Annotated in this window: 22 protein-coding genes; 4 read left to right on the top strand and 18 right to left on the bottom strand. The window is 69.0% G+C overall.

Annotated features, from left to right (window positions below; all coding sequences use genetic code 11):
* Positions 1 to 19: 19 nt before the first annotated feature.
* From G6N53_RS17115 to G6N53_RS17105, 3 genes are all read right to left on the bottom strand, one after another.
* The gene (locus tag G6N53_RS17115) at positions 20 to 238 is read right to left on the bottom strand and encodes a hypothetical protein (RefSeq protein ID WP_163890307.1); all 219 of its coding nucleotides are present in this window, start codon (positions 236 to 238) and stop codon (positions 20 to 22) included.
* A 271-nt stretch (positions 239 to 509) separates the two neighbouring features.
* The gene (locus G6N53_RS17110; protein WP_163890305.1) at positions 510 to 1,418 is read right to left on the bottom strand and encodes a tyrosine-type recombinase/integrase; all 909 of its coding nucleotides are present in this window, start codon (positions 1,416 to 1,418) and stop codon (positions 510 to 512) included.
* A 57-nt stretch (positions 1,419 to 1,475) separates the two neighbouring features.
* A complete protein-coding gene (locus G6N53_RS17105; protein ID WP_205390404.1) occupies positions 1,476 to 2,087 on the bottom strand; it encodes a riboflavin synthase in 612 nt (203 codons plus the stop codon).
* Between the two features lie 134 nt (positions 2,088 to 2,221).
* On the opposite strand from G6N53_RS17105, the gene G6N53_RS17100 reads away from it, so the two are divergent.
* Positions 2,222 to 2,926 (top strand): LppX_LprAFG lipoprotein, encoded by a 705-nt coding sequence (locus G6N53_RS17100; protein WP_163890303.1) that lies wholly within the window; start codon positions 2,222 to 2,224, stop codon positions 2,924 to 2,926.
* Positions 2,926 to 4,527: an MFS transporter gene (locus G6N53_RS17095; protein WP_163890301.1), complete on the top strand. Its 1,602-nt coding sequence runs from the start codon at positions 2,926 to 2,928 to the stop codon at positions 4,525 to 4,527. Before G6N53_RS17100 ends, G6N53_RS17095 begins: the two co-directional genes overlap by 1 nt.
* Here the strand turns inward: G6N53_RS17095 and G6N53_RS29910 are convergent.
* The gene (locus tag G6N53_RS29910) at positions 4,494 to 4,646 is read right to left on the bottom strand and encodes a hypothetical protein (RefSeq protein ID WP_205390403.1); all 153 of its coding nucleotides are present in this window, start codon (positions 4,644 to 4,646) and stop codon (positions 4,494 to 4,496) included. The genes G6N53_RS17095 and G6N53_RS29910 overlap by 34 nt on opposite strands.
* A gap of 169 nt (positions 4,647 to 4,815) precedes the next feature.
* Here G6N53_RS29910 and G6N53_RS17090 point away from each other — a divergent pair, with 169 nt between their 5' ends.
* Positions 4,816 to 5,385 carry a type 1 glutamine amidotransferase domain-containing protein gene (locus G6N53_RS17090; protein WP_205390402.1) on the top strand — a complete coding sequence of 190 codons (570 nt, stop codon included), beginning with the start codon at positions 4,816 to 4,818 and terminating at the stop codon, positions 5,383 to 5,385.
* Positions 5,386 to 5,391: 6 nt separating this feature from the next.
* Here G6N53_RS17090 and ribD read toward each other — a convergent pair whose 3' ends face one another.
* The 8 genes from ribD to G6N53_RS17050 are packed head-to-tail and all read right to left on the bottom strand — an operon-like array spanning position 5,392 to position 14,550.
* Positions 5,392 to 6,393, bottom strand: a complete 1,002-nt coding sequence (ribD, locus tag G6N53_RS17085) for a bifunctional diaminohydroxyphosphoribosylaminopyrimidine deaminase/5-amino-6-(5-phosphoribosylamino)uracil reductase RibD (RefSeq protein WP_163890299.1) — start codon at positions 6,391 to 6,393, stop codon at positions 5,392 to 5,394.
* The gene (gene rpe / locus G6N53_RS17080) at positions 6,390 to 7,079 is read right to left on the bottom strand and encodes a ribulose-phosphate 3-epimerase (protein ID WP_205390401.1); all 690 of its coding nucleotides are present in this window, start codon (positions 7,077 to 7,079) and stop codon (positions 6,390 to 6,392) included. Before rpe ends, ribD begins: the two co-directional genes overlap by 4 nt.
* Before the next feature lie 5 nt (positions 7,080 to 7,084).
* Entirely contained in the window at positions 7,085 to 8,470 is a 1,386-nt protein-coding gene (locus G6N53_RS17075; RefSeq protein ID WP_163890297.1) for an RsmB/NOP family class I SAM-dependent RNA methyltransferase, read from the bottom strand.
* The gene (gene fmt / locus G6N53_RS17070; protein WP_163890294.1) at positions 8,467 to 9,399 is read right to left on the bottom strand and encodes a methionyl-tRNA formyltransferase; all 933 of its coding nucleotides are present in this window, start codon (positions 9,397 to 9,399) and stop codon (positions 8,467 to 8,469) included. Before fmt ends, G6N53_RS17075 begins: the two co-directional genes overlap by 4 nt.
* Before the next feature lie 29 nt (positions 9,400 to 9,428).
* Positions 9,429 to 9,965, bottom strand: coding sequence for a LemA family protein (locus G6N53_RS17065; protein ID WP_163890292.1), 537 nt, complete (start codon positions 9,963 to 9,965; stop codon positions 9,429 to 9,431).
* Positions 9,959 to 11,776 (bottom strand): DUF2207 domain-containing protein, encoded by a 1,818-nt coding sequence (locus G6N53_RS17060; protein WP_163890290.1) that lies wholly within the window; start codon positions 11,774 to 11,776, stop codon positions 9,959 to 9,961. The genes G6N53_RS17065 and G6N53_RS17060 overlap by 7 nt, the downstream gene beginning before the upstream one ends.
* A gap of 27 nt (positions 11,777 to 11,803) precedes the next feature.
* Complete coding sequence (locus tag G6N53_RS17055) at positions 11,804 to 13,750, bottom strand: primosomal protein N' (RefSeq protein ID WP_163895995.1); 1,947 nt, start codon at positions 13,748 to 13,750, stop codon at positions 11,804 to 11,806.
* A gap of 50 nt (positions 13,751 to 13,800) precedes the next feature.
* Complete coding sequence (locus G6N53_RS17050) at positions 13,801 to 14,550, bottom strand: lysoplasmalogenase (RefSeq protein WP_163890288.1); 750 nt, start codon at positions 14,548 to 14,550, stop codon at positions 13,801 to 13,803.
* 109 nt (positions 14,551 to 14,659) lie between these two features.
* Between G6N53_RS17050 and G6N53_RS17045 the strand changes: the two genes are divergently transcribed.
* Positions 14,660 to 15,922, top strand: a complete 1,263-nt coding sequence (locus tag G6N53_RS17045) for a hypothetical protein (protein ID WP_163890286.1) — start codon at positions 14,660 to 14,662, stop codon at positions 15,920 to 15,922.
* A gap of 3 nt (positions 15,923 to 15,925) precedes the next feature.
* Here G6N53_RS17045 and G6N53_RS17040 read toward each other — a convergent pair whose 3' ends face one another.
* The 6 genes from G6N53_RS17040 to G6N53_RS17015 are packed head-to-tail and all read right to left on the bottom strand — an operon-like array spanning position 15,926 to position 22,634.
* Complete coding sequence (locus G6N53_RS17040; protein WP_237166550.1) at positions 15,926 to 18,133, bottom strand: hypothetical protein; 2,208 nt, start codon at positions 18,131 to 18,133, stop codon at positions 15,926 to 15,928.
* Positions 18,130 to 19,425, bottom strand: a complete 1,296-nt coding sequence (locus tag G6N53_RS17035; RefSeq protein ID WP_237166549.1) for a glycosyltransferase family 2 protein — start codon at positions 19,423 to 19,425, stop codon at positions 18,130 to 18,132. The genes G6N53_RS17040 and G6N53_RS17035 overlap by 4 nt, the downstream gene beginning before the upstream one ends.
* Complete coding sequence (locus G6N53_RS17030; protein ID WP_163890284.1) at positions 19,422 to 20,246, bottom strand: glycoside hydrolase family 16 protein; 825 nt, start codon at positions 20,244 to 20,246, stop codon at positions 19,422 to 19,424. The genes G6N53_RS17035 and G6N53_RS17030 overlap by 4 nt, the downstream gene beginning before the upstream one ends.
* On the bottom strand, positions 20,246 to 20,911 hold the full coding sequence (locus G6N53_RS17025) for a hypothetical protein (RefSeq protein ID WP_163890283.1): 666 nt from the start codon (positions 20,909 to 20,911) through the stop codon (positions 20,246 to 20,248). The genes G6N53_RS17030 and G6N53_RS17025 overlap by 1 nt, the downstream gene beginning before the upstream one ends.
* Positions 20,887 to 21,867 (bottom strand): glycosyltransferase family 2 protein, encoded by a 981-nt coding sequence (locus G6N53_RS17020; protein WP_237166548.1) that lies wholly within the window; start codon positions 21,865 to 21,867, stop codon positions 20,887 to 20,889. Before G6N53_RS17020 ends, G6N53_RS17025 begins: the two co-directional genes overlap by 25 nt.
* On the bottom strand, positions 21,864 to 22,634 hold the full coding sequence (locus G6N53_RS17015; protein WP_237166757.1) for a glycosyltransferase family 2 protein: 771 nt from the start codon (positions 22,632 to 22,634) through the stop codon (positions 21,864 to 21,866). Before G6N53_RS17015 ends, G6N53_RS17020 begins: the two co-directional genes overlap by 4 nt.
* Positions 22,635 to 22,986 lie beyond the last annotated feature (352 nt).

Raw genomic sequence — 22,986 nt, 5'->3', positions numbered from 1 at the left:
TCGGCGGGGGTAAGGCCACTCACCGAGCACCGCCAGCAGTCAGCAACTCGGCGATGCGGGTGCGCTGCTCATCGTTCAGTGGCGGATCTGCGGCCAACCACTTCTCGATGTGGTCGGCCAGGCGCAGAGCGCGATAGTTGCGCCTTGCCTCGGTGATCTCGGACTTGGGTGCACCCATGCGCACCTGGTGGGCCAGGCGGGCGCGCTCGGACTTCCAACTGGTGGGGTCGTAGGACATCGGGACATCTCCAGGAACACGGGCACCACGGGTGTGGTGCAGATGTGCATCTGGCAGCAGTCGGCCCCTCACTGTGGGGTCAAACCGTTGCCAGTCCCAGACATGTAGTCAGCGGCACTCGCCGCCTCCGGCCTAGAACTCCACCGTGCGCATAGGGCGCTCGGTTCTTTCGGAGACTAGCGCGACAACGCTGTGCGCCACAAGCGTTGTGCCGCAGGGTCATAACACTCCGTAATGAAGGCTCGGCGTGTCTTGCTGTCGGGCGTGTCGGTCAGACGCCGAGGTTGCCCAGATCGAGTTTTCGCGACTCGGCAGCGGCGCGGTCGGAGGCCGAGGCCCGCGTGTACCGATCGAGCATCTGCCGGGAGGACCACCCGGCGACGGCCATTAGACCGTTCTCGGAGCCGCCTGCGGCCAACCACCTGGCGGCGGCAGTGTTCCTCAACCTGTGCAGATTGAAGTGCGGCATACCGGCGGCAGCAGCGCGGCGCTTCATGGTGGTGTCCAGCCCGTGGTACCGGAATTGCTGACCACCCCCTCCGAGCCACAGGGCGTCTGTGTGGGCCAGGCGGTGCGTCCGGCGCAGGCGGAGGTATCGGTCGATGCTGCGAGCCACCTGCGGTCCGAACGGCACGATGCGCCCCTTGCCTCCCTTGCCGCGACGGACGACAGCTAGGCCGCGTTGGACGTCGACGTCCTCGACCGTCAAGCCCAGGACCTCACCGGCCCGCATACCAGTCTCGATGAGCAGGCGGGCCACCGCCTCGTCCCGCCGGTCGACGAACTCCTTGCCTTGGCACGCTTTGACCAGCGCGGCGCACTGCTCGTCGGTCAGGCCCTGCACCACCTTGGTGTCGAGCTTCGGCGGCTTGAGGTCGCGAATCGGATCGACGTCAGTCTCGCCCTCCTCCAGCAGCCAGGCCGAGTACCGCTTCAGCGCCATCTGACGGGTCCTGGCGGTGGCCGGTGCCGCTCCCCCGTCGAGCATCGCCGTGACCCACGAGCGCACCGTGGGGCGGTCCAGAACAGCCGGGTGGCCGTTGCTGGCGCACCACTCCAGGAACAGCCGCACGCCAGTCACGTACGCCTCGACGGTCTGCTTGCTCTTGCGATCGGCCTGCAATGCGAGCCGCCAGGACGGCAGGAGTCCAGCAAGGTCCACAGCGGAGTCAGCGGGCACACCAAATATGTTAGACCTGCACCGGTGCGCTTACCGGAAATGACACGAAATGGGCCCTTAGTCTCTGGTGGAGCCGTCTTTTGCCGCCAGCAATCGCTCGACGTATTTGGCGATGACGTCGACCTCGAGGTTCACCGGGGCTCCGACCTCCGCCCGCCCGAGAGTCGTCAGATCCAACGTCGTCGGAATCAGCGAAATCTCGAACCAGTCGTCCCCCAGCCCGGACACCGTCAGGGACACGCCGTCGACGGTGATCGATCCCTTCTGCACGACGTAGCGGGACAGCTCGGCAGGTAGCGCGATTCGCACCACGGTCCAGTGCTCCGACGGGGAACGCGACAGGACGTGACCGGTCCCGTCGACGTGACCCTGCACGATGTGGCCGCCCAGCCTGCTGCTGAGCGCCGCGGCCCGCTCCAGGTTCACCCGCGACCCGACATCGATGCCGCGCAGGCTCGACCGGTTGAGCGTCTCATCCATCACGTCGGCCGAGAACGAACCGTCGGCCAGAACGTCGACGACGGTCAGACACACGCCGTTGACCGCGATGGAGTCCCCGTGCCCGGCGTCGGACGTCACGATCGGACCACGGATGACCAGCCGTGCGGAGTCGCCGAGGTTGTCCCTGCCGACGACTTCGCCCAACTCTTCGACGATTCCGGTGAACACGATGCAAGCCTAGAGGCCCGTCCGGTGATCGGTTCATCGAGATGTACTGAAAGTGCAGCTCGGAAGCCATGATTGCCCTCACACCACGGGGCCGGGCGGCACGTCCACACGCCGGTACCCACTACGATGCTGGCATGCAGACCCGCCTTCTGGTGATACTCGCCGCGCTCGTGGCCATCGTCGCCCTCGTTGCCGGGTGCTCCGGCTCATCGTCGGAGGATTCCGGCACCGAACTGCCCGACGCCGCCACCCTGCTGCAGGAGTCCAGCGAAACCACCAAGGGCCAGACCAGCGCGCACCTCGAGCTCTCGGTGCAGGGCCAGATTGCCGAACTGCCGGTCGAATCCCTGGTGGGCGATCTCACGCAGACGCCGGCGGTCGCCGCCAAGGGCACCGCCGACATCATCTTCCTGGGCCAGCGGCTCGAGGGTGTCCAGTTCGTGGTCTCCGACGGTGACCTCTATGCCGCGATCACCTCGGGGGGCAGCCTGTCGAATTTCGGGCCCGCGTCCGACATCTACGACGTCGCGGCCATCCTCAGTCCTGACGCCGGGCTGGCCAACGTGCTGGCCAATTTCTCGGAGGCCCGGTCCGACGGTCGCGAGACCATCGAGGGCGTCGACACGGTGCGCATCACGGGCAACGTCACCGCCGACGCCGTCAACAAGATCGCCCCGCAGATCGCCGCGACCGGCCCGGTGCCCGGCACGGCCTGGATCGCCGAGGACGGCGACAACGAGCTGATGCAGGCCCGGCTGGAACCGAGCCCGGGTAACAGCGTCACGATGACGCTGTCGAAGTGGGGCGAGCCGGTCACCGTCGACAAACCCGCGGTGTGATGCACGCTTCGCCCCCGGCCACCGGGCCGGCCGTGAAGTCGGGCCGGACCAGCCGCCGCATCGCGATCAGCGCGGGCAGCCTCGCAGTGGTGCTCGGTGCCCTCGACACCTACGTCGTCGTCACGATCATGACCGACATCATGCGCGACGTCGGCATCGGCGTGAATCAGATCCAGCGGGTCACCCCGATCATCACCGGCTACCTGCTCGGTTACATCGCCGCGATGCCGCTGCTGGGCCGGGCGTCGGACCGTTTCGGCCGCAAGACGCTGATCCAGGTCAGCCTGGCCGGTTTCGCTCTCGGATCGGTGATCACCGCACTGTCCACCGATCTGACGATCTTGGTCCTGGGCCGCATCGTGCAGGGCACCGCCAGCGGCGCGCTGCTTCCCGTGACCCTGGCGCTGGCGGCCGACCTGTGGGCGGCGCGTAACCGGGCGGCCGTCCTCGGCGGTGTCGGCGCCGCCCAGGAACTCGGTAGCGTGCTCGGCCCGATCTACGGCATCACCCTGGTGTGGCTGTTCGGCCACTGGCAGTCGGTCTTCTGGGTCAACGTGCCGTTGGCCGCGATCGCGATGGTGATGATCCACTTCAGCCTGCCCGGACGCCAGAAGAGCGAGGACCCCCAGAAGGTCGACGTGGTCGGCGGCCTGCTGCTGGCCGTAGCGCTGGGACTGGCGGTGATCGGGCTGTACAACCCCGCACCCGACGGCAGGAACGTGCTGCCGAGCTGGGGCCCGCCGGTGCTGATCGCCGCGGCGGTGGCAACCGTCGGATTCTTCGTCTGGGAGAAGTTCGCCCGCACCCGCCTGCTGGAACCGGCCGGGGTGCACTTCCGGCCGTTCCTGGCAGCGCTGGGCGCGTCGCTGACGGCTGGGGCTGCGTTGATGGTCACGCTGGTCAACGTCGAACTGTTCGGTCAGGGAGTCCTCGGCCAGGACCAAAACGAGGCAGCGTTCCTGCTGCTGCGGTTCCTGATCGCGCTGCCCATCGGCGCACTGCTCGGAGGCTGGCTGGCCACCCGGGTCGGCGACCGGATCATCGCGTTCGCCGGCCTGCTCATCGCCGCCGGGGGCTACCTGCTGATCTCCAAGTGGCCCGTCGATCTGCTGGCGGCGCGCCACGACCTCGGATTCGTCACGCTGCCCACGCTGGACACCGACCTGGCCATCGCCGGTTTCGGGCTGGGCCTGGTGATCGGTCCGCTCACCTCGGCGACGCTACGCGTGGTTCCGGCCGCTCAGCACGGCATCGCCTCGGCGGCGGTGGTGGTCGCCCGGATGATCGGCATGCTCATCGGTATCGCGGCGCTGAGCGCCTGGGGCCTGTACCGGTTCAACCAGCATCTGGCCGGCCTGCCCCCCAGCACCGGGGGCAACACCCTCGCCGAACGGCTGAGCGCCGAGGCCGCCCGGGTACGGGAGGCCTACGTGCTGCAGTACGCCGAGATCTTCTCGATCACCGCGATCGTGTGTGTGGTCGGCGCGGTGCTGGGTCTGCTGATCAGCGCCCGCGACGAGCACGCCGAGGAACCCGACCCCGGTGAACCGGAGATCACGGGCCACCCTCAGCAGCGCTCGAGCCCGCGGCCCATCAGCTGAGGCTCATCCGCCGGCCCGGACTCCCCTGACGTCAGCTGCCGCCAGGTGTCACGGATGACGGCCTTGATGTCGCGGGGGTCGACCGGGCTGATGCGGAGCCAGTCCTGCAGTGCAGTCATGCTCGTTGTCCTTTGTTCGTGCTCACCTTGCGCAACTCACCGGTGAAAGCGCGATATTCCCGCCCCGTCTTGACGGCGTTGTGGCCAGTTTACGAGTGGATCGCCCTGATTGACCGTCCACCGCCCCGGGTATCGGGTGTGAAACCCGACACTGAGGAGAGGGATGAACATGACGGAACCAACAGGGAAACGATTGGACAACAAGCGGATTGCGTTCCTGGTCGCCACCGAGGGCGTCGAACAGGTGGAGCTGACCGAGCCGTGGAAGGCGGTCGAGCAGGCCGGGGGTCTGCCGGAGCTGATCTCGACCGAAGCGGGCAAGATCCAGGCTTTCAACCACCTGACCGCCGCCGACACCTTCGACGCGGACAAGGCCGCGCAGGACGCGGCGGTGGGCGACTACGCCGGCCTGGTGCTGCCAGGCGGGGTGGCCAACCCCGACAACCTGCGTACGCACCCCGCGTCGGTGAATCTGATCAAAGGATTTCTCGGAGCGGGCAAACCGATCGCGGTGATCTGCCACGGTCCGTGGACCCTGATCGAGGCCGACGCGGTCCGCGACAGGTCGATCACGTCGTGGCCGAGCCTGCAGACCGATCTGCGCAACGCCGGCGCCAACTGGGTGGACGAGGAGGTGGTCACCTGCACCAACGGACCCAGCACGCTGGTGTCCAGCCGCAATCCCGACGATCTGCCGGCCTTCTGCGACACCCTTGTGGACGTCTTCGCCGCCTCGTAGCAGCTGCTAGGTGGGCGTGAGGCTGAGCAGCACGTCCGGCCCCAGGGGCTGCATCCCGTCGAAGCGCCAGCGCTGGGCATGGGCGATGCTGAGCACGCCGACGTCGTCGACGGCGGTGATCGGTCCCCCCAGCAGGATCGGCGCCACGTAGGCCAGAATGCGATCGATCAGACCTGCGCGCAGGAAGGCGCCCGCCAGCGTCGGGCCGCCTTCGAGCAGGACGTCGGTGCGGTCGGCCAGCGCCTTGAGAACCTCGTGCGGGTCGCGGGTGCGGATCACCATCGTCCGGGTGTCGTCGTTGAGAACCTGAGCATCCGGCGATATCTCGCGCATCCCGACCACCACCCGCAACGGCTGGTTGTCGGCCAGGTTGCCGTCGGGAAGCCGGGCGGTCAGCTTCGGGTCGTCGACGAACACGGTGCCGGTGCCGACCAGGATCGCGTCGGCGGCGGCCCGCCTGCGGTGCACGTCGGCGCGGGCGGACTCGCTGGTGATCCACTGGCTCGTCCCGTCGGCAGCGGCACTGCGGCCGTCGACGCTGGTGGCGAATTTCCATGTGACGTGCGGTAATCCGGTGCGCTGCTTGTGCAACCATTCCCGCAGCGGTCCGCCCGCGACGGACTCGGACAACACTCCGGCGGTGACCTCTATGCCGGCTTCGGCAAGCCGGCCGGCGCCGCCTGCGGCAATCGGGTTCGGGTCCGCTACGGCGTAGACCACCGACGAAACCTGCGCTTCGACAAGGGCGTCGACGCACGGCGGGGTGCGCCCTACGTGGTTGCAGGGCTCCAGGGTGACCACTGCGGTCCCGCCGATCGCCCGCCGACCGGCGCGGCGCAGCGCCAGCACCTCGGCGTGGGGTCCACCGGCCGGCGACGTGGCCCCGACACCGGCCACCTCGCCCTCACTGTCCAGGATCACCGCGCCCACAGGCGGATTCGGATAGGTACGCCCCTTGACCCGGTCGGCCTGCTCGATGGCCGCCCGCATCGCGGCGTCGAGGTTCATAGCGTCAGATGTTTGGATGCGGCCGCGGCCCGGCTGCGCAGCGCCGCCACCGCGGCAGCGGGGTCCTCGGCGCTGTAGACCGCCGAGCCGGCGACGAAGCAGTCGACCCCGGCCTCGGCGGCCTCTTCGATGGTGTCGTCGTTCACGCCGCCGTCGATCTCGACGATGACCGTCAGTTCGCCCGCGTCGACGAGGCGGCGCAGTGTTCCGACTTTCGGCAGCACCTCGGAGATGAACTTCTGACCGCCGAAACCCGGTTCCACGGACATGATCAGCGCGGTGTCGAAATCCCGGAGGATCTCCAGGTACGGCTCCACCGGGGTGCCCGGCTTGATCGCCAGCCCTGCCTTGGCGCCCGCGGCCCGGATATCCCGGGCCACTGCGCAGGGATCGTCGGTGGCCTCGGCGTGAAAGGTCACGTTGTACGCGCCGGCCTCCGCATAGGGCGGCGCCCACCGCTGCGGGTCGTCGATCATCAGGTGACAGTCCATCGGAATGTCGGTGACCTTCAGCAGCGACTCCACCACGGGAAGACCGAGCGTCAGGTTCGGCACGAAATGGTTGTCCATGACGTCCACGTGCAGCCAGTCGGCGCCGCGCACCGCCGCGGTTTCCTCGGCCAGCCTGGCGAAGTCGGCGGCCAGAATCGACGGGGCGATCAGCGGGGCTGACGGCACGGCAGACATGGACGTCAGCCTACTTGCAGCGCGGCCGTGAACATCGCGTCGGTTCCGTGCCGGTGTGGCCAGAGCTGGACGTAGGGGCCGGTCCCCAGGTTTTCGGCCGGGTCGAACAGCGGCCTGGCGTCGAGTGCGTGCACCGGGTGTCGGCGCAGGGCGTCGGCGACCACCCCGACCGTTTCGGCCAGGTGCGGCGAACACGTCGCGTAGAGCACCACGCCGCCGGGCCGGGTCAGCCGGATCGCCGAGGCCAGCAGCTCGCGTTGCAGTCGGCCCAGCGCGGGGACATCGCCGGGTTGGCGGCGCCAGCGGGCTTCGGGACGCCGCCGCAGCGCTCCCAGACCGGTGCAGGGAGCATCGACGAGCACCCGGTCGAAGCCCGGCGCAAAGCCCGGCTCGCGGCCGTCGACGCGGACCACGTCGACCGGCAGACCCCGGGTGTTCTCCTCGACCAGATCAGCGCGCCGCGGCGCCGGTTCCACCGCGGTGACCCGGACGCCCTCGACACCGGCCGCCTGCCCCATCGCGGCCAGCAGCGCCGTCTTGCCCCCCGGTCCCGCACACAGATCCAGCCACCGGCCACCGTCGGCGCCGTCCAGTGGCGCCAGCGTCAACGCCCTCGCCACCAGCTGACTGCCCTCGTCCTGCACCAGCGCCACCCCGTCGCGCACCGCGGCGAGCAACCCCGGGTCCCCACCGCTGAGATGCACCGCGTAGGGCGAATACCGACCGACCGTGCCGTGCACCTGCGCTGCCAGCTCTGCTGCGGTCAGCGCCGTGGGCCTGGCCGCGAGATGCACCTCGGGGCGCGCGTCGTCGCTGGCCAGCAGCTCGGCCAGCTCTCCGGCGTCTTTGCCCAGAGCATCCGCGAAAGCCTGTGCGATCCAGCGCGGATGGGCATGCACGAACGCCAGATGGCCCACCGGATCGGCCGACATCGACGGGGCGAGCTCGTCGACCCAGCTGCCCTCGTCCCTGCGGGCGATCGTCCGCAGCACCCCGTTGACGAAACCTGCGCGCGCGGTGTCGAATTCGATACCGGCCTGTTCCACGGTCGTCGACACCGCGGCATGCTGTTCGACCCGGGTGCGCAGCAACTGGTAGGAGCCCAACCGAAGTAGATCGAGCAACACCGGATCGATCCTGTCGATGGGGCGACCCGCGGCGTGCGCGATCACCGCGTCCAGCAGGCCCCTGGTGCGGCAGGTGCCGTAGGTCAGCTCGGTCGCGAACGCGGCGTCCCGGCCGTGCAGGCCGCGTTCCCGCAGCGTGGCCGGCAGCGCCAGGTTGGCGTAGGCGTCCTGCTCGGAGACGGCTCGCAACACGTCGAAGGCCGCCCGGCGGGCCGGGTCGAGCTCTTGGCGCCGTGCCGGGCGCCGCTTGCCTGGCCCGGTCACCGAGCGTGTTCGCTCTCGTCCAGGCGGGCACCGCGGGCCCAGTCCGCTGCCGGCATCAACTTCTTGCCGGGCGGCTGGATCCGCTCCAGCTGCACCGGCGTCGATCCGGTGCCCACCCGCACACCGTCACGGGTCACCCGAATCTGCCCCGGCTGCAACGGTTCCGGCTCGTCGTGAACAACTGACACCGGCGCCACCTTGACCCGCAGATCACCGATCATGGTCCAGGCACCGGGCTGGGGGGTGACGGCGCGGATCCGACGCTCGACGACATGAGCGGGCAGCTCCCAGCGGATCCGGGCCTCGTCGACGGTGATCTTGGGTGCGACGGTGACGCCCTCGGAGGGCTGCGGCACCGCGGTCAGGATGCCGTCGGCGATCCCGTCGAGGGTCGACTCCAGCAGGGCTGCACCTGAGACCGACAGCCGGTCCAACAGGGCCCCGGCGGTGTCGGTGGGCCGGATCGTCTCGGTGACCACCCCGTACACCGGCCCCGAGTCCAGGCTGCGTTCGATCTGGAACGTGGTGGCACCGGTCACCGAGTCGCCCGCGGCGATCGCCGCCTGGACCGGGGCCGCACCGCGCCACGCAGGCAGCAACGAGAAGTGCAGGTTGATCCAGCCGCGGGCGGGCACGGCGAGCAGGTCGTCACCGAGCAGCGCGCCGTAGGCCACCACCGCGCAGCAGTCCGGCGCCAACTCGGCAAGTTCGGCGACGAACTCGGCGGTGTTGGGGCGCGCGGGTCGCAGCACCGCGATGCCGGCGTCGAGCGCGAGTTGCGCCACCGGCGACGGCGCCGGGCGTCCGCGCCGCCCCGCGGCGGCGTCCGGCCGGGTCAGCACAGCGACCACCTCGTGCCGTGGCGAGTCGATGAGCCGACGCAGGGACGGAAGAGCGGGGTCGGGGGTACCGGCGAAGACAACGCGCACCGAGCCAGTGTAGGGACGCCGTCGCGGGCCTATCGAGGCGTCTGGTAGTACTCCCGCTCGCCGACCCCGGTGAGCGGGGCGACGAACATCCACGGGATGGTGCTCAGTGAGCGGTTCAGGGTGGCGACCGCGTCGTTGTAGTACTGCCGGGCGAAAGCCAGCTTGTTCTCGGTGTCCGCCAGGTTCTGCTGGAGGTCGAGGAAGTTCTGCGACGAGTTGAGCTGCGGGTAACTCTGCCCCAGCGCAAGCAGCGGCACCAGGGCGCTGTCGAGCTCCGTCTCGGCGGCGCTGCGCTGTGCCACGGAGTTGCCCGTCGTCGCCGCGGCCAACGCAGCACGGGCGTTGGTGACGTGCTCCAGCAGGCCCTTCTCGTGGGTGGCGAACGTCTGCACGGTGTGCACCAAGCTGGGAATCAGCGAGGCCCGTCGGGTGAGCTCGACGTCGATACCCGACAGCGCCTCGGCGACCCGGACGTCTGCGGCACGAATTTTGTTGTAGCCCAACACGAATCCGAGGAGGACGAGCACCGCCACGATCAGCGCCACTACCAACAGGAACGTCACCACGATCCACCACCTCCGCCGCCTCCGCCGCCGCCCCCGCCGCCGCTGGAACCGCCGCCGCCCGACGAAGAGGACGACTGAGAGGCGGTGTAGGCGCCGATCGAGGAGGACAGGGCCGATTCGAAACTGTCGAAGTCCGGACCACCGGACCCTCCACTGAGCCCCCAGCCCGTCGACGAGGACGACGAGCTGTACCAATCCGGTTGCGGCGCAGCGCTACCGGTGTACGCCTCGTACTTCTTGGCCCACAGTGCGGCGGCTCCCGCGGCGACGGCGAACGGCACGTAGGCGGTGTACAGGTCTCTCCTTGCGCCGAAGTCGAACCTGGCCTCGGCCGAGTCGGTGGCCAGCATGCGGTGGAATCCGCCTGCACGCGACCACAGCTCCCGGCCCGCAGCGGTGCGCCTGGTGCCGACGCCGGGATTCCACGATCCCGCCGAGAGCACGAAGAACGCCGCGAACGGCAACGCCCACATGGTCGCCGGGAAGCCCCACAAGAAGCATGCGCAGATCATCAGGACGAAGGCTACGGCGTTGGCGACGCGCACCCAGAGTTCTCTGTTGCGCTTGACCATCAGCCGGTTGACGGTGGCCCACTTCTGCACCGCTTTGGTCATGTCAGCCTTGGCCTTGCTGAGCCGCTCCCCCGACTTGACCGTCTTCTTCGCCTCGAACACCGTTCCCGGCTTCGTCACCTTCAGCCGCTTGGCGACCGCCAGGCTGACCGGGTCCATGCCCGCCCATTGGCCGGGTTGACCGATACCGCGGACCTTCCAGTGCTTGTCGTTGACCTGCTCCAGGCTGATCAGCCTGCGCTCGGCAAGGTAGAACAACGTCGCGGTGAGACCGTTCTTGGGGATCGCCTCGGTGCGGATGTACTCGATCTGCACCGGACCCAGCCCCGGTGGGGGCGCGTACTGCAGCGGGAAGCCCGGTGAGCGTTCCAGCGTCATCCGGTACCAGCCCAGCCCGCCGAGCCCGAACAGCACGGTCAGCACACCCACCCAGATCACCCCGCCGACCGACTGGCCCAGAACCTCGTCCCAGGCGTGCGGCCACGGCAGGTTCTGCCGTTCGGGCGCCGGCAGGTCTACGCCGGCGCGCAGCGTGACCGGGGTCCGGGGCGGGAGCGCGGTGGCCGACAGGGTCACGGTGTTGCCGCTGACGGTGAGGTCGTCGCAGGCCCGACCGATACCGAGGCCGACCGAACACTGGGCCGTGCCGACCGCTGTGGGGAGGGTGACGGTGATGTCGGCGCGTTCGATGCGGTTGTTCCAGGACGGGGCGATGACGTTCCAGAAGAAGACCGAGGCTTCCGCGTCCGACTCGGCGGTGCTGCCGACGGTCTGGGCAAACTGCTTGTCGGCGCCGGTGTCACCGGGGTCGAGGACGCCGGGGATGGTGTAGCGGATCTCGAAGACGTGGGTGCCGGCGCTCAGGGTGCGGTCCGGATCGCCGATCTTGGCCACCCGGAACCGCTGGCCGTCCTCCCACAGCATCTGGTACGGCACCCGCTCGCCGTCGAGCAGCACGGAGTTGACCATCGGCTTCTGCCGCACCCGCGGGTCGTTCTGGTTGGCGACGTCCCAGTACCGGAAGATGCCGTGGCGTCCGCCGGGGAACTCGGTGGTGATGGTCTCCACCGCAGTCATGTCGCCAGCGGTGTCCACCGCGATGTCGACGTCGTAGTCGGTGATCACCACCGGGTCGTAAGGGGCCGCGCCGGAGTCGGTTCCGCCCTGGAAGATCACCGGCCAGAACAACCCGAACCCGACGAGCAGCACCGGGATCAGCCACCTGAGCAGACGCCCCATGCCGCCTCCTGTCGGGTGTAGTCAAGATCACCCTATGTGCAGCGGGTCGATCTGTACGCGGACGGGCTCCTGATCGTGGCGCGCGCTCTGGACCGCACTGGCCCGCCGCAGCGCAGCAGCCAGCGCCAACCCACCGTCGCGCGGCACCCGTACCAACATCCTGCTGACCGGCAGGTCGGCCGGCACCCCCGGCGGTCTGCGAGCTCCGATCGGCAGATCCACCGGCCCGATCCGCTCACCGGGTTCCGACAGTTCGGCCGCATCCAGCAGTGACGTCACCGCCGCAGGGGTCCCATCCACCGCGGCGATGTGCACGGCCGGGGGCAGGCCGACCTCGGCGCGGGAGTCGAGTTCGGTTTGGGCGTGGCCGATCGGATCCCACCGGATCAGGGCCTGCACCGTCGGCAGCGCCGACTCCGCGACGACCACGACGACACCGCCCTCGACGCGGCTGCGTACCAGCGCCGCTGCCGCCATCCACCGCCGCAACGTGTCCTCGGCGGCGCGCAGATCCTGTCTTCCGAGCAGCGCCCAACCGTCGAGCAGCAACGCTGCGCCGTACCCGCCGGTCGCAGCCGGCTCGACGCCCGGTGTCGCGACCACCAGGGCCGGCCCGGCCGCCACCGACTCGACCACGGCGTCACCCCCGGAGGTGACGACCGAAGTCCCCGGGAACGCCCGCCCCAGTTCCTCGGCGGTTCGGCGGGCTCCGACGACGACGGCCCGAACCGCCTCGGAACCGCACCGGGCGCAGCGCAGCGCCAGTTCTTCACGGCCGCACCACCGGCAGACCGCACCAGGGGCGTCGCGACCGGGCAACGACAGCGGACCGGTGCAGTGCCGGCATCTGGCGATGGTTCGGCACCGTCCACACGCCAGCGCAGGCACGTAACCGCGCCGGGGAACCTGCACCAGCACCGGTGAACCGGCGGCGAGGGACGTGCGCGCCGCATCCAGTGCCACCGAGGGGAGCCGCGCGGTGCGTGCGGCCGGATCTCGTTCCTGCGCGTAGGCGCTGTCTTCCAGCGCGACCACCCGCGGCGCCCGTGCCCGCAGCCCCTGCCTGGGCGCCGCGAGGTCGTGTGCCCACCCGCTGCGCACCAGCGCCTGCGCTTCAGCGGTGCGTGCGTACCCACCGAGCAATGCAGCGCAGCGGACCTGGTGAGCGCGCAGCATCGCGACCTCGCGGCTGTGCGGATAGGGCGCCCGCGGCTCGGCCAGCGAATCGTCACCGTCGTCCCACATGATCACCAGCCCGAGATCCGCCACCGGGGCGAAGACCGCGCTGCGGGTGCCGATGACCAGCCGCGCGTCACCGCGCAGCACCGACAACCAGCGCCGGTAACGTTCCGCCGGGCCCAGCCCCGCTGACAGCGCGACCACCCGGGACTCCTCGACCTCGGCGACCGCGGCGGTGTGGAGCAGATCGACGTCGCGCTGATCGGGTACCACCGCGAGCACGCCGCGACCGGTGCCCACGGTCACCGCCGCGGCCTCGGCCAGCCGATGTGACCACGACTCGCCGGGAAGGGCCTGCCAGACGGCTCGCGCCGCGCGGCTGTCCTGCAGTGCGGCGATGAACTGCGCACCCCCGCTGTAGGCAGACCAGCCCGCGGTGTCGGGCTCCGGGGTGACGAAGTGCTCGAGGTGAGCCGGCGGCTTCTTCTCCACGTTGGCGTGCCGCGGCGGCACGGCCAACCGCAACACGTCGGCCCGGGTGCCCGCGTAGCGGGCGGCGACCGCGTCGACCAGCCGGCGGACCTCGTGGGTGAGCACACGCTCGGCCGAGACCACCTTGTCCAGCCAGCCGAGCTTGCCGACATGGTCGGTCTCCGAACGTCTCTCGAGCACAAACGCGTCGACCAGCCGGCCGTGGAAGCGGACCCGTACGCGCACTCCCGGCTGTGCGTCGTCGGACTGGTCGGCCGACACCAGATAGTCGAACTCGCGGTCCAGGTGGGGCACCGAGAGCATCGGCAACACCCGAGCGACCGGTTCGTGCTCGGCGACATGCCGGGTAGTCGTCACCCCGCAGGTCTAGCAGACGGTCCTGACGCACGACCGAAGAGCAATCCCGCGGTGATCAACAGCAGCGAGGTGGCGTACGCCCACCAGATCGGCACCGCCAGCGCCTCGGTGTTCTCCGGCGCCAGCACGAACTTGCTGATGCCGATCATCGCGTCCGACACCGCGAAGCACACCGCACCCAGCGCCGTCCACGGTGTCGGCAGGTCGGCGAGCAGCGCGGCGCCCACCATGGCGCCCAGCACCGCGATGTACAGGGTCACCGGCACCGCCATGCCCTCGGCGAGCAGCCGCGGCCAGAACCACACCAGCAGCGCGACGCAGGCCACGGCCACCAGCGCCACCGCGACGATGCGGGCAGGTGTCGGGGCGACCAGCGGCAGCAGCGCCGCCAGGAAGCACAGGTGGGCGACCAGGAATGCCGCCAGACCCAGTACGAACGAGGGCGCCCACCATGGCATCGCGAGCAGGAAGTCACCCGCAGCCGAGAAGAGCAGCGCACCCACCAGCCACCGACGTTCCCGCGTGACGGGATGGCCGAGCGCGGCGCCTGCCAGCAGTACCGCGGTCAGGGCCTTGACCGCGGGTTGCAGGCCGAACTGGCCGGTGAGCTCGGCGCCCGCCGGGAGTCGGACGGCCGTGACGATCAGGAACAGCCCGTAGCCGGCCGCCACGGCCACCCCGGCCGACCACAGCACCCGGGTACGCGACTGCGCGGCGACGGTGCTGCCGCGGTCGGTGGTGGTCATGGTCAGAACCTACTAAATCGGGTCGCGTCCTCGCGCGATTGTCCTTGTCCCCCTTCGGCAGATTCGTCGACACCTGCGAATATGGCGCTCTGATAGGTTCTTGAGGCAAATGGTTCAAGCCCTGCGCCGCCGGCAGCCGGACACCGTTCGGGTCGCGACGCTCGACGTGGCGCACAGCCACCGCCGGTCCGCGGTGATCGTCGGACCCGTGCGGATACCGCCCACAAAGGAGCTCATCGCGCGGTTTGCGGCGATGGCCGCCGTCGGTCCGGTGACGCGGGTGGGGTTGCGTCCCTCGACCACCAGCACCCGCTGGCGATACGCCCCCAACAGCGTCGGTGATGCCGTCAGCTCCACCGTTCGTGCGGCCGCATCGGACCCCGTCACGCTGCTGACGCCCCTGCGGCAATGCCCGGGCGACGGCATCCGGGTGTTGGCCGCCGGCGACCATCTGGCCATCGACTTCAGCCACGGGCTGGGCGAGGTACCCCTGTTGGACATGCTCATCGCAGTGCTCCTGGGAAGCGTGGATCCCGCCGACCCGGCTGTTTGGGCCGCCTATCGACATCGGGTACCTCCGCTGCCGGAAGCCGTCCTGAGAGCATTCGGCCTTGGGCCGCAACGCCTCTGGCCGCTGTGGCGGCAGTATCGACGTGGCACCGCGGCGGTGCCGGCCGGCTCCGGCTCGCCGGAACCAAGCGGGATCCTGCCGCGTCCCGCGACATACGTCGGGCAGATTCCGGCGGACACCGTCGCCGAATTGCGCCGCCTGCGCGATTCGGTACTGCCCGGTGTCAGCATGTTCGCCGTCTACACCTGCGCGCTGCACCAGGCGTTCACCGATGCCGGATTCGACGTCGATCCGACGGTGACCGTTCCCTTCGATGTCCGCCCGTACCTGCCCACGGGGCACAGCACCCTGGCGACCTTCTCGGCGGGCCTGGAGTTCACCCTCGATCACCGAGCCGGCCCGCGCGGATTGCATGCCGAGATGGTGGCAGCCAACCGAATGGCGCGGCCCGTGGCCAACCTCGTGGTGAGCACGCTGAAGGCCCGGGCCGCGTTACGCGCCGGGCACCACCCCGAATGGCTGGCGCCCCCTCGACCCCGGTTGCGGTTGCTGCACTCCAGCATCGGCGACGTCCCGCGCACCGGGTGGCTGTTCAGCGAACCGACCGCGGCCCGGATCCTGGTCGCCAGCGACCCGGCCGAGCCGTCAGGGATGACCGTCACGACGTCCACCGCAGCAGGTGCGGTGTGGCTGACGGCGGCATTTCACGATTCGCTCTTCGACGCCCGGCGGGTCGGCGCTGCGCTCGATTCGGTTGCACAGCAGGCACGTTCGCTGATCTCACCCCGCAAGGCAAGGTGAACCTCAGCCACTGCCGTCGGCGGTGGTCTGCGGCGGCACATCCCAGTCGTGGGCGGTCCGGAACACCACGGTGTCACCGTCTTCATAGAACACCGTCCAGTTCGGCGACCTTCGCAGCGCGTCCTGCATGATCTCGACGGCCTCGGGACGGAAATCACCGTAGTACCGCACTGCCTTGTTGGATTGTTCGCTGAACAACACGTAGGCCCGGAAGGCGTCGTACTGCGCGTAGTCGTCGAGCGTCTTCAAATCCTCGGGTGTGGGGAACGACGCTTTCAGTTCCGGCAGGTTCGGATCCCGGTAGTCCCACAGATCGAAACCGATGGTCGAGTCGAAGTAGTGGTTGTACCGGGTGACCTCCGCGTAGCTGGCGTTGATCCGGGTCGGCATCCCTCCCAGTCGCAGCGTCACCAGACGGGTGCGCACGTCGGCTCCGTCGGTGATGCGGTCCATCAGTTCGACCTGCGCACGGGTCTCGAAGACCATGGGCCACAACGCGACATAGCCGTGCAGACCGGCCACCGACACGCCCGTCATACCGAGCACGGCGACGCCGGGCCAGAGCATCCGCCGGCCCCGTCCCCGCAGTCGGTCGACAGCGCCGACCACCGCCGGAGCGATCAGCAGCGCACAGCCGAGCAGCGAGTACAGGTAGACCCGGAAAATGGCCTCGCCGCCGTAGCTCTGCCCCAGCAGCAGGCCGAACGAACTGAACGCCAGCACCGACGCCACGAACGCCGGCCGGTTGCGGCGCCACGACCAGACGGCACACCCGAAGGCGGTGAGCACGACCACGACCGACAGCGTCCGCACCACCGCGGAGGTGAAATCCTTGGCGGGCAACCCGGACGTCAGAACATTGCTCGCGGCGTTGCTGATCGGGCTGCCACCGGAGAGCAGTCCGTACGGCAACACCGCTTCGAGGTTCAGCAGCAGGTAGCTGATGGCGATCGCCGCCATCGCCACCGCCGCCCACCGCGGTCGGGCTCTCTTGAACAGGCACAGCAGAAACGCCGCGGCCAGTGCCCAGAACGGCGTCAACTGGTGGGTGGGCACCATCGCCGCGAAGACCAGGATGCTCAACACTCCGCAGGCCGGACTGCGCGGTGACGTCAGCAGCAGGACGAGCATGCCGAAAGCCAGGACCAGTGACCAGGCCTGCGGGGAGAAGTAGTCCTGCCCGACCCAGTTCGTGATCTCGGCGATGAACGCCGCGGTCAGCGCCGTGCGCCGGGACCGTCCGAGGACCCGGGCAGCGGTGTAGACGATCAGGGCGATGAGCACGTGCGTCACCGGCGCAAACACATGCGCCACAGCCATCGGCGCCACACCGGTGACCTCACAGAACCACGCCCAGAACACGAAGAACGCCGACCACTGCGTGTAGATGTCGGTGCCGTCGGGTGCGATCCGGCCGTGCACCATCACGTAGTCGACGACTGCCAGGTGCTTGTAGGTCCAGTCGTAGAGCGGCACCTCGGTAGCGACGAAGGTCGTGACCCGGGCGACCACGATCGCCGCGGCGATCGCCACCGCCGTTGGCAGCAGCAGCCGGTCGCGGACCGCGACCAACAGCGCCCAGGTGCACAGCACGATGCACCCGGCCAGCAGTGGTCCGGCGCCGGAGAACAACAGGCCGTAATAGCTCGCGTCGACCCCGGGCAGACCGGGGACCGCCGCGACCCACAGCGCCACCGCCGAGCCGCTCAGCAACAGCGACAGATGCCGCCGGACAAAGCCCTTGCGCGGCAAGGGCGTCGACGCGACAACGGTGCGCCGACGCCACTGCCGCGGCGCGTCGAGCGGGCTGGTACCGCTGTGGTAGTACCAGAGTGCGCTGCTGGCGGCGACCGCCACCACCTGCACCCAGAGCATGTCGGGTGGACTCCACCGGTAGGACCACATCGCGGTGATGGTGATGAGGGTGACGATCGCGGTACCCAGCACCGGCACGGTGCCCAGAAGTGCCCGCCGCGGGATACGAACCCAGGTCAGCACCGCCGCACCGGGTCCGACGGCGATGAACAGTGCCAAGCTGACCGCCCGAAGGCCGGCAGGGAGGTCCAGCAACGCGATCACGCCGGCAGCCGCCCCCGCGCCGGCGAGGTCGGCCATCCGCACCGAGCCCACCGGTAGCAGGCGGCGCGCCGGTGCCGCCCCGGCGGTCTCGGGGGGAACGCCACCGACCGCCGCTTCCAGTGTTGCGGTCATCGCCTGTCGGCCATCGGACGGGGTTTCGCACTTCGCCTTCTGCCACGCCACAACGCCCTGGGGCCGCCGAGCACAGCGAGCACCTCGGTGCGGCCCACCGATACCGGCACGTCCGGGCGGACAAGGGTCAGCGAGGTCATGATCGCGCCGTAGCCCACGTCGGTGCGCAGGGACGTCCGAGACTGCCGCCGGACCATCCCGACAACCAGCTTCCCGATCACCGTGGCCGCCAGCCGTCGGTGGGCAGCGTCCAGACCCACCTTGGTCAACCACGCGCCCAGTCCCAGACCGTAGCCCCGCGCCTGGGACAGCAGGGCCTCGTTGTCGCTTCGATGGCGATGCCAGACGATCGCCGAGGGTTCGGTCGCCAAGAGGTCACCGCTGGTGAGGACGCGGAAGAAGATGTCCAGGTCCTCGCCGCCCTGCGCCGCAGTGCCCGCTCCGAGCGCCTCGTCGAAGCCGCCGAGCTCGAGGATGCGGTCCCGTTTGACCGCGAAGTTCGCTCCCGTGCCGAACCGCCCGATCTGGAAAGGGAACAGCGGCTGATCGGGCGGCGGCGCAGCCACGTCATACAGGCGCGGCCGCAGCGACACCGCCCAGGAGACCCGCTTGTCGAAGTAAGCCTGTGCGGCCGTACGCAACTCGCCGCTGGGAACCAGACCCGACACGCACGACACGCGCGGTGAGCGCGCAAAGCCGCCGACAATGCCAAAAAGCCAGTGCCGGTCGACGACGACGTCATCGTCGGTGAACGCGACCAAACGGTGGCGAGCGGCCCGTAACCCGGTGTTGCGGGCAGTGGACAGACCAGGAATCGGCTCGGCCACCAGCCGAACGCGCGGATCGGCGATGCGCTCGACCACCTTCGCGGCGGCGTCGGTACGTGCCGCGTTGTCCACGACCACCACTTCGAAGTCCGGATAGTCCAGCGCCAGAACGGATTGCAGTGCGTCCGCGAGCTGGTCCGGGCGATCCCGAGTGCATACCACCACCGATATCGGCGGTGACACGGCCGGCGCCCCGGGGGCGTCCACCTCGTCGAGCGGCGGCACCCGCATCGATATCCGACCGTCGACGACGGGGGCGTCGACGAATGCGATCGGCTGCCGTTGTCGGCGCACCAGCACTCGCGCGTCCCGATAGCCCTCCGCGTGCCGGGCGACGAATTCCAGCTCGTCGTCGGCGTCGTGCACAGAGTCGTCGAGGTCGAGCATGCCGATCCAGCGGGCATGCGGCCAGGTGGGCTGTGAATGCGGTGGCATGGCCGGGTCGAGGACGGTGAGTTGCGTCATGAGGCGGTCACTCTCACCCAGTCCACCAGCATCGTCGAGGGGTTCGGCGTGGACTCATCCGGTGGGCCCGGCCACGAACCGCCCACCGCGAGGTTCAGCAGCAGAAAGAACGGGGCGTCGAACACCCAGGTGCTGTCCGCCGCGAGATCCGCAGGCGTGACCGTGAACAACGTCAGGTCGTCGATCCCGGTGACGATCCGCCCGGGTGATCGTTCGATCCAGTACGTGTGGAACTGACCGGCCAGTGGGAAGGGAGCCGGACCGGACGCGGAAACCTCCTGCCCCCGTGGTGTTCCCTGCCGAGGCGCGTGGACACCGGTGTGGTATTCGGCGGCGTCGTTGAGCGTCTCGATGACATCGATCTCGCCGGCAGCGGGCCAGCCGGCCCGGTCGATGTCGCTGCCGAGCAACCAGAATGCCGGATGTAGACCGGCCCCCGCCGGAAGTGCGATTCGCGCCTCGGCGCGCCCCGAGGTGAACTCCACGCTGCCCTGAGTGGTGATCCGGGCCGACGTGATCTGATCCAGCGCCACACCGCGCGCGGTGATCGCGAGGTTGCCTGCGCCGTCGAGGCTGACGTTGTCCGTGCTGTCGGTGTATACCTGTAGTTCGTTGTTGCCCCAGCCACCGCCGCCGGTCTGGATCCGCCAGGACGACGACGGCGGCGTGCCTGCGGGTCCGTCGAACTCGTCGGCGAATACGACACGTGGTCCGGTCGGCTCGGCGTGGCCCACCGTCAGCGGCAGCGAACAACCACACAGCACCAGAACGCCGACCGCGCCGGCGGCGCGAAGCCAGCGGGGTCGAGATGGCCCGCGCATCACCGCTTCTCCTCCACGAGCTCCGGGGTCTCGGCATTCTGAACCGGCGCCGATCGCAACCCGGCAGTGCCCAGGGTGATCACGGCCGCCAGGATCCCGTAGACGGCCATCCGCTGCGCCCCGCCCGCCCCGAAGAAGTCGTGCCCATCGATGTAGCTGAAGTAGCCGACGAGGCTGACGATCCCGGCGATCACGGCCACGCCCCGCCGTTCGGCCGACATCTCGGTTGTCGACCCCATCGCGATGAACAGCACACTGACCGAGCCCAGGGTGGTGAAAACCGTGGTGGCTGTGAGGCTCCAGGTATAACTCACCTGATGGGTGATCATCCCGGAGGCCGCCAGCCCGAACCCGGCGACCATCAGCAGGGTCGCGTGGCCGCGTTCGGTCACGCGCTGCACGAGCAGGCTCGCGGCCACGAAGACGATCGCCAGACCGGTCAGCACCAGGGCGACGTTCATCACCCGGTAGAGCTCGCTGCACGGCCAGTTTCCCTGCGGCCCGCAGAAGGCCACCCCGAGCGGACCCAGCAGGTCTTCGCGATATCCGTAGTAACCGCGCCACGTCGCCGAAACCACCCATTCGGCAGCGAAGAACACCAGGGTCGTCAACGACACCCACCCGGTGACCCGGGCATCCTTCAGGTAGCCGAGGACTCTGACCATCGAACATCCCCCTGTTTTGTCGTCTGGACCAGACCCACGAGATACCCGGTGGTGGTGACGAGCAGCCCCGCACCGAGCGCCAGCATCCGCGACGGACGCCTGCGGGCATGCCAGATTCCCGCGGGAAGCGTCCTGGTCGTGTAAGCACGTTCGCTGCGCAGCGACGCCTGCCTACCGCACAGCCGAGTCAGGATCGCTTTGCTCCGGCCTTCATTGAAGCACCGACGGACGAAGTAGGACAACGTCGTTCGGTCACTGGGCACCGCATGTGACACAGCAAATGCGGCGTGCCGGATGATGCGCGCCCGCGGGTTGCGCCTGCTCAACTCGATGCCCATCAGGGTCTCTTCACAGCCCGTGGGCAGGGCCCCGACACGTCCGAGCCGGTCGGAGAAGCCGCCGATGCCGTCCAGGTCGCGGCGCCGAACCGCCATCGCCGCCCCGATCGGGTTGCGGATCGCCGCCCCGTCCGACGCCAGTCCCCGGTAGTCGCATCCGACCACCCACCGGAATTCCGGTGGGAACCACGGGGGTTCACCACCCGAGTGCCACTGCGGATGGACGGCGCCGCCCAGCGCCGTGACCCCGGAGTCGGCGAAGGCCGTTCTGACCCCGTCGAGGGCCGCAGGATGGAGCACGGCGTCGTCGTCGAGGAACACGACCACCTCGCGAGAAGCCCGCTTCAGGGCGGTGTTCCGGGCACCCGACAGACCGCGGCGAAACGCGTTCTGCAGGACCGTCATCTGTTGCCCGTGAGTGGACAGCAGATCATGGTACAGAAGATCGTTTCCGTCGACGACGACGATCAACTCGTCGCCGGGGCGCAGTTGGGTCAGCACCGCGGCGGTGGCGGCGTCCAGATTCTGCCGGCGCCCCATGGTGTAGCAGCAGATCACCACGCTGACCGAGACCGCGGTGGTGACTGCATCGTCGAGCGTGGTGTGCTGGACGGTCACCGCAACCCGCCGACGGTGGCAGCCGCGCGACCTGCGTGGCGCTGACGTCGTTCACGGTTTATGGTGCGCAGCACCCGGATTCCATCGGTGACCGCGTTGAGATTGCTGCGTCCGTAGAGCCGCTTGCCCTCGAAACTGCTCACCTCGCGGATCAACCATCCACTGCGTGCCGCACGAACGTTGATCACGGTCTCGATCTCGAACCCGTCACCCCACTGAGGGTCCGCCAGTTCGATCGCGGGTAGGTCCAGGCAGTCGAGGTTCCGTCGCCAGAACGCGTTGTAGCCGTAGCACAGATCGCTGAACTCGGTGTGGAACAGCCGGTTCACCAGCCAGTTCAGCCCCTTGTTGCCGGCCCTACGGAACTGTGTGATGTCGTCGCTGCCACCACCGCGGGAGAATCGGCTGCCCTTGGCGAGGTCCGCACCGGCGACGAGCGCCTCGACGAACATCGGTATCTCCGCCGGGTCGGTGGAGCCGTCCCCGTCGATCATGACCACGATGTCTCCGGTGGCTGCACGGAACCCACAGGCCAACGCATTGCCTTTGCCGGCCCGGGTCTGCTCGATCACGGTGGCCTCGGGCCACAGTTTGCGCGCCACATCGGCGGTGCCGTCCACCGACCCGCCGTCGATGACCACGATCTCGTCGACGGGCGGCATCCGCTGCGCGACATAGGGCAGGTTGAGCGCCTCGTTGCGGGCGGGCAGCACCACGCTGACCGTGGGCCGGTCGGTGTGATCGGCAGTCGAGGTCTCGGCATCCACACCCTCGGCACCCTGCCCGGACGAGGTGCCCACAGCGTCACCGTCGATGTCGTGAAGGAATTTGCTGATATCGCTTCTGTTGCGCACACCGGAGTCGGGAACAATCTCCGTCAAGTCACAAGCTCCTTGTCTAGACGTTTTCAGACGCGCGTGCGACGTCATAGGCGTGGTGGCAGCAATTTGCTATGAGTGCGCCTGCTGGGAATCAGATGCGACCATAGCGAAGTTAGGGCAGGCTATGTCGCCTACGCCGCCGGCTATGACCAGCATCACAACTATGGGTAGCCTAACCAAATTCTGGTGTGGTTAGTATCGTCATCCGAGCGGTCGCCGACGACCCCACTCAACCGCG

This window comes from Mycolicibacterium hippocampi (assembly GCF_010723735.1).
In the GTDB taxonomy this organism is placed as follows: Bacteria; Actinomycetota; Actinomycetes; order Mycobacteriales; family Mycobacteriaceae; genus Mycobacterium; species Mycobacterium hippocampi.
The sequence above is the reverse complement of the archived record's forward strand: the minus strand, read 5'-3'. Positions and strand labels throughout refer to the sequence as shown.